Raw genomic sequence first — 6,784 nt, 5'->3', positions numbered from 1 at the left:
GGCTATCGCGGCGCGTTCATAGGTGTCGATGCAACTTACGGAGGAGCGAAGGCACAGCCTGTTCGGCTGTCTCAGCGCTGTTACATCCACCCGTCCGCTCACGGCAAAGCGCACAAAACCAGACGAAAACTGCAGTCAGACCTGGTGCAACGAATGGCGTGCAATGTCGTCGGCGAGCGCGAGTGCACCCACCCAGCCAACCGGCATAGCCAAGGGAGAGAGACGGCAGGGCGGCACGTCCGTCATGCCGATGGGCGGCGCGATGCCGACGCCGATGGCGGCGTCGATCGAGGACGGTGGCACGCGCAGACCTACCCCAAATGCCTTGAGCAGAGCTTCCTTGCGCGTCCACAGTTCGAGCAGTGCCCGCGTGCGCGCCTCACCGTCCAGTGTGGCGATCGCCGCCGCTTCCGCCGGGGTGCACAGCACGCCGGCGATGTCATGGAGGTTGGTGCGCGGCGGGAATCCTTCGATATCCACCCCGACCGCTGCGCCTTGCGCGATCGCCACCGCCACCATGGTGCCGCTGTGACTGAGGCTGGTCACCAGGCCGGTGCCGGGCAGCAAGGGCTGCCCGTTGGGTGAGCGCGACAGCTCCACCAGCGCGGGATCGATGTTCAGCGTGATGCCTAGCGCCACCCGCCAGTAGGCATGCGCGATGGTGTAGGTGTCCTGGTCCAGCGCGTGGCGAAAGCGCACGGCGCGCGCAGCTTCCGGAGGCGACAGCAGACTGGCTGCCTCGTTGCGCAGCTGCCACCACGGGGCGCTGTYGAACACGATGACGCGTGCCTCGTCCGCACTCGGCGGCGCGAAGCGGCAGGCGCGCAGCGAGGCCGCGACGCGGTGCGTGAAGCGCGAAAAGGTGGCCTGGCGAAGCATGGTCGCGTGCATTCCGTTGTCTCTTTCCTTAGAGGATGCCGGCCATCAGCAGTGCTCGCAGCTCGTCCGCAAGCCTGAGGCTGAGGGCCACGATGGTGAAGGTGGGAAAGGCCCAGCCCCCGGTGGGGAAGACCGAGCTTCCCGCGATGTGCAGGTTGTCCATGCCATGCACTTTGCAGTCCCGATTGACTACACCCTTGCCTGGGTCGTCGGACATCCGCGTGCTGCCGATGTGATGCGCCGTCCCATGCACTTCGGGCGTGGTGTGCTGGTCGGCGAGCCAGGGCGCCAGTTCGAAATGGCCGTTGCACAGACGTGCCAGTTCGTTGCCGAACAAGCTGGCCGACGTGCGATAGGTATGGAGGTCCAGCGGCGTAAGTCGCCAATCCACGCAGACTTTGCGCTGTCCCAGGGCGTCGGTCTCCTCGCCCAGCGTGATGCGGCTGTCGCGATTGGGGGCCTGCTCGAAATAGCCGACCAGTTCGACGTGGCTGTTGCGCACCGCCGGACGGTCGGTCAGCTTGTGGACCACCGCCTTGGCGATGTCGCCGATGCCCAGGCCCAGCTTCAAGGCCGTAAGGCCGATGTTGTTTGGCGCGGCGACCACTTCCGATGCCGGCGCATTGCGCAGCGCCGAGGACAGCAGGGCCTCCAGTTGCGCGTTTTCGTCCTGCATCGGCTTGCGCTTGATGGAACGCAGCTCCCGCAGGGCGCGGATACCTCGCGGCAGCGGGCCTTCCACACCGAACGGATGCACGCGGCCATTGAGTACGCGTTGAGATCGTTGGTAGTCGGGCGACAGCGCGATCTCCGGAAATGCCATGGGAGCGTTCTTGCCGTGCAGGCGTTCGTAGGGTGCGGTGACGCGGTGCGACTGCTTGGCCGTGAGCGTGCCCAGCGTGCCGCTGGGATGATCCATGAAATAGCGGCCGACCACGTCGCGCTGGTTGCCCAGGCCTTCGGGCACCACCGAGTTGGAAAGCAACAGCAGGCGCGCGTTCTCAATACCGCCGGAGGCGAGCACGTAGTGGCGGGCCCGCACTTTGCTGCGATGCCCCCCTAGCGAACCGATGGCCGCTTCCCGCACACGCGCGCCATCCTGCGATGGCAGGAGCTCCATCAGGTTGGCGTGCAGCAGCACCAGGATGTTCGGCGCGTCGTCGAGCACGTCGCGGTAGGCATCGCCAAACAGGATGCCGCTGCGCGCAAACAGCTGGTTGACCAGCTTGTCGTCGTCGAAAGGCAGCACCGGCCGCGCGGTGGGTGCTGTGAATGTGCCCTCGGTAAAGCCGATGTCGCCAAGCTGGCAGAAGGAGAGGGCGCGTGCGTAATACGGTTCGAGTTCGTCGTAGCCGATCGGCCAGCCGCTATCGGGCACCCAGTCGCGTGGCTTGAGATCATCGCTGCTCAGCGTGATGCAGCCGCCGCCCCACAGATTGCAACTTCCACCGAATACCCGCATGCGCGAGGTGCTGGGATCGAAGTCGACATGGCCGGCCGAGCTGCCCTCGTACAAGGCCTGGTTGCGCTGTTCCGCGCCCATGCCGCCACTCTCGAGCAGGCAGACCCGTACGGACGTCCCAATGAAACTGTGAGCAATGGCGATGCCCGCAGCGCCGGCGCCGACGATGCACAGGTCGGCTTCGACATCCTCGGGATGCACGTCGCTCAAGTAGTCGATGATCACACCAACCCCCTAGGAATCCACGTTCTTCACAACAGTGTTATTCGTGGATCTGGTCCGTGGCGCAACGCGCAGTCGCTCCGGACTGTTGGCGGCCTTAGTCGATCACACGCGATAGTACTCGCGGTACCAGCGTACAAAGTTGGCGACCCCAGTTTCTACCGACACCTGCGGCCTATAGCCAACGGTCTGTATCAGGTCCGTTACATCGGCTTCGGTGTCAGGAACGTCGCCCGGCTGCAGCGGAAGCATCTCCATGATGGCCTTGCGGCCGAGGCATGATTCGAGCACTTCGATGTACTGCAGCAGTTCGACCGGACGTTCGTTGCCGATGTTGAACAGGCGATACGGCGCGACGCCGCTGGTGGCCGGATCGGGCTGGTTGCTGTCCCAGTGCTCGTCGATCGGCGGCACCTTGTCCAGCGTACGGATCACGCCTTCGACGATGTCGTCCACATAGGTGAAGCTGCGCTTGTGCCTGCCGTGGTTGAACACGCGGATCGGCTCGCCGGCAAGGATGGCGCGCGTGAAGAGAAACAACGCCATGTCCGGTCGGCCCCACGGCCCGTACACCGTGAAAAAGCGCAGTCCGGTGCTTGGTATGCCATACAGATGCGCATAACTGTGCGCCATCTGCTCGTTCGCTTTCTTGCTGGCGGCATAGAGCGTCAACGGATGCTCGGCCGACTTGTGCTCGGAGAACGGCATGGCCGTATTGGCGCCGTACACCGAACTGGTGGAAGCGAATACCAGATGCTCCACGCCGTGATGGCGGCAGCCTTCCAGAACGTGCAGAAAACCGGTGACGTTGCTGCTGATGTAGACGTGCGGATTCTCCGCCGCATAGCGCACGCCGGCCTGCGCGGCCAGATGGACCACGCGTTGCGGCCGGTGCACGGCGAAGGCCTGCTCCATCGCCGCGCGATCGGCCAGATCGGCCTGGATATGGGTATAGCCTGGATGATCGGCAAAGCGGGCGAGTCGCGCCTTCTTCAGCGTGACGTCGTAGTAGTCGTTGAGGTTGTCCAGGCCCACCACCTCGTCGCCGCGCTCCAGCAGACGCTGTGCGACATGGGATCCGATAAAGCCCGCTGTACCTGTAACCAGCACTTTCATGATGCAGTTCCTTAGAGACGGCCGTCGACCGCTTCACGCGGCAGCACGTACTTCACGTCATACACCACCGACGACGACTTGCCGAATGCGCGGATGCCGGTGGCGCCCAGGGCCGTGAACTGACGATGGCCCACAGCAATGATTACCGCGTCGTAGTCGCCGTTATTCGGTGCTTCGATAGGTTTGAGCGCGTATTCGTGTTCTGCCTCAGCCACATTGACCCAGGGATCGTGCACGTCGACATCGGCGTTATAGCCGCGCAAGGCATGCACGATATCGACCACGCGCGTGTTGCGCAGGTCAGGGCAGTTCTCCTTGAAGGCGAGGCCGAGCACCAGGATGCGCGCGCGCACCGGATTGATGCCTTTGCGCACCATCAGGCGTATCACTTCGCTGGCCACATAGGGGCCCATGCTGTCGTTGGTGCGGCGGCCGGCCAGGATCACGTCCGGATGATGGCCGACTTCCTGTGCCTTGTGCGTGAGGTAGTAGGGATCGACGCTGATGCAGTGGCCGCCCACCAGGCCCGGGCGGAACGGCAGGAAGTTCCACTTGGTGCCAGCGGCCTGCAGCACTTCCAACGTGTCGATGCCCAGCTTGTTGAACAGGATCGACAAGTCGTTGACCAGCGCGATGTTGAGGTCGCGCTGCGTGTTCTCGATTACCTTGGCCGCCTCGGCCACCTTGAGCGAGCTGGCCTTGTGGGTGCCGGCGGTGATGATCGAACCGTACAGGCGATCGACGAAATCAGCGGTTTCCGGCGTGGAACCGGAGGTGACCTTGAGGATGCTGGTCACGCGGTGCTGCTTGTCGCCCGGATTGATGCGCTCCGGGCTGTAGCCCGCAAAGAAGTCCTGGTTGAACACCAGGCCGGAGCCTTTGGCCAGCAGCGGCACGCAGACTTCCTCGGTGCAGCCCGGATACACGGTGGATTCGTACACCACGATGYCGCCGCGTTTGAGCACCTTGGCCAGGGTCTCGCTGGCGCGGACCAGYGGCGTCAGATCCGGTCGCTTGGCCGAATCGATCGGCGTGGGCACCGTGACAATGTAGACATTGCAGTGGGCGAGGTCCGCCAGCTGCGAGCTGAAGCGAAGTCGTGGCGACTGCGCCAGCTCCTCGCGGTTCACTTCCMGCGTGTGGTCGATGCCGGCGCTCAGCTCATCGATGCGGCGTTGGTTGATGTCAAAGCCTACGGTGTCGTAATGCTTGCCAAATTCCACTGCCAGCGGCAGGCCCACATAGCCGAGTCCAATAATGGCGAGCTTGGTGTCTTCCAGATTTTGCATGCCGTTGTTCCGCTGTCCGTTGGCGAGGCGTTGATTCGACCCGCAGGTTATCCGATGGATCACCCGTTAGAGAACGAACGTGCAGCCCCCTGTGTTGATGCATGCGCTCAGCGGCAGGTGTGGTTGCACGAACCGCTGCAGGCGGCGAAAGGCTAACAGGGTCGCTGTGGTTTTCCGCTAGGCCAGAGGATGCTTATCGGATGGCGTATGTGCCGATGTGAACCGGCGCACTCGATGCGTTTGTGCTGACTGATGCCACGAGGGAAGGAAGGCCGCCAAGGCGGGTGACCGGAGGGTGATGCGGCAGACTCTTGCAGGATATTGCGAATGATTCACAGTCTTGTTAACGTGAAGGCACGATCGTGCCTGACGCCAAACGGGGTGCGTCGCTCGTTGTCCTCGACCCGTCGGTGGTACGGCCGGCTGGCCTCTGGGAGCCGGCGTTCGACTGTGCGAAGGACCGGGCACGACCTCCAGGAGTCTGGTGGCCTTCCCGGCCAGGCCGTCCATCCACCTTATGGCCAGCTCCCGGGGCATGGCGTTGGCGCCGCTGAAGCACGACGTCGGCGATGGCTGCAACACCCGCGATCTCGAGACGATCATTCCCGGATGCAGCCATGCGACATCGAGGGAAACTCTCCGCGGCGAGTTCGAGTGCTTCGACCGCTTCATCCATTGAGCGCGCAGGTCCTTGCGAACCATGACGACAACGAAAAGGCTTGCGACGCGCACTCTGCGCGTCGGTGGCTGCGGCACGGGTCGGCCTGCGCACAGCAAATGCCAGTTTCTGATACGGTCATGCTGATCGTGATCGGGCGCGTCCGGCAAGTTGAGATCAGGGAAACACGATGCAGCTTCACCTCCCCGAAATGCTCAATGCCGGTGCGCTCGCCCAAAGCATCTACAACAATCTGCTGCGTACGTGGTCACACCAATGAGTCACCGACAGGGCGGTGCCACCGATGAATTTCCACAGCTGCTGAGGTGCGACCCCGCGCGCGCTTTCGCCATGCTGCGCGTGCAGGCGCTCGCAGGCGACCGCGCATCGCAACTGGCGCTCGGGCAGATGTATCTGGAAGGCATCGGCTGCGAACGCAATGGTGCCGAAGCGCGTTACTGGTTCCAGCATGCCGCCCATCAAGGCGAAGCGATGGCGATGAACATGCTGGGCCGCTGCCTGGAAAACGGCTGGGGCGGCGGTGCCGATTATGAATTGGCTGCCGTGTGGTACCGCGAATCGGCGGAACACGGCTTGGACTGGGGCATGTACAACTACGCCCACCTACTGGCGAACGGTCGCGGTATTCGCGCGGATCGTGCCGCTGCCTTCGAGTGGTTTACGCGGGCTGCCGAGGCCGGGCACGGTCGCGCCATGCATTTTCTCGGTCAGTATCACGAACACGGCTGGGAGACCGCGCCCGACGCAGAGCGCGCCCGCGAGTTGTATCGTCGCTCTGCCGAAAAGGGCGACTACAGAGGACAGTGCAGCTGGGCATCCGTGCTGGCCGAACAGGGGCGCATTGACGAGGCCTGCGATCTGCTGCAGCGCGTGCTTGCCACGGCGCCGGGGTACTTCGTCGAAGCATTGCGTGAAGAGTTGAGCCAGTCACGCCACGTGGAACTGCGCAAACTGAGCCAGACAGACGCGGTGTAGAGCGCAGCCAGTCGACGACCGGCTGCGCTCCCTACGTTCATGGACGTCAACGCCGAGGCTCAGGCCCAGCCGTTGTCGTCGAAGCCACCGTCGTTGCCGTCATCGAAATCGTTGGACGGCGTGAAGTCGTTCGACGCAAAGTCGTCGCGATCACGGTTGTCG

The 6,784-nt window shown here is 63.6% G+C and carries 6 protein-coding genes; 2 read left to right on the top strand and 4 right to left on the bottom strand.

Annotation, left to right across the window (positions count from 1 at the left end; genetic code table 11):
* Nucleotides 1-135: 135 nt before the first annotated feature.
* The 4 genes from AC1DMG_RS18280 to tviB form a co-directional block, all read right to left on the bottom strand.
* Nucleotides 136-891, bottom strand: coding sequence for a 4'-phosphopantetheinyl transferase family protein (locus tag AC1DMG_RS18280; RefSeq protein WP_477180865.1), 756 nt, complete (start codon nt 889-891; stop codon nt 136-138).
* Nucleotides 892-907: 16 nt separating this feature from the next.
* A complete protein-coding gene (locus tag AC1DMG_RS18275; protein WP_441603199.1) occupies nt 908-2,566 on the bottom strand; it encodes a GMC oxidoreductase in 1,659 nt (552 codons plus the stop codon).
* A 102-nt stretch (nt 2,567-2,668) separates the two neighbouring features.
* Nucleotides 2,669-3,679, bottom strand: coding sequence for an NAD-dependent epimerase (locus AC1DMG_RS18270; RefSeq protein WP_441603200.1), 1,011 nt, complete (start codon nt 3,677-3,679; stop codon nt 2,669-2,671).
* Between the two features lie 11 nt (nt 3,680-3,690).
* On the bottom strand, nt 3,691-4,968 hold the full coding sequence (tviB, locus tag AC1DMG_RS18265; RefSeq protein WP_477180864.1) for a Vi polysaccharide biosynthesis UDP-N-acetylglucosamine C-6 dehydrogenase TviB: 1,278 nt from the start codon (nt 4,966-4,968) through the stop codon (nt 3,691-3,693).
* A 484-nt stretch (nt 4,969-5,452) separates the two neighbouring features.
* Here tviB and AC1DMG_RS18260 point away from each other — a divergent pair, with 484 nt between their 5' ends.
* On the top strand, nt 5,453-5,647 hold the full coding sequence (locus AC1DMG_RS18260; RefSeq protein WP_441603202.1) for a hypothetical protein: 195 nt from the start codon (nt 5,453-5,455) through the stop codon (nt 5,645-5,647).
* Between the two features lie 255 nt (nt 5,648-5,902).
* A complete protein-coding gene (locus tag AC1DMG_RS18255; protein WP_441603203.1) occupies nt 5,903-6,622 on the top strand; it encodes a tetratricopeptide repeat protein in 720 nt (239 codons plus the stop codon).
* Nucleotides 6,623-6,784 lie beyond the last annotated feature (162 nt).

The sequence above is a fragment of the Dyella sp. 01N36 genome (genome assembly GCF_056399745.1).
This window is presented reverse-complemented; position numbering and strand designations above follow the sequence as displayed.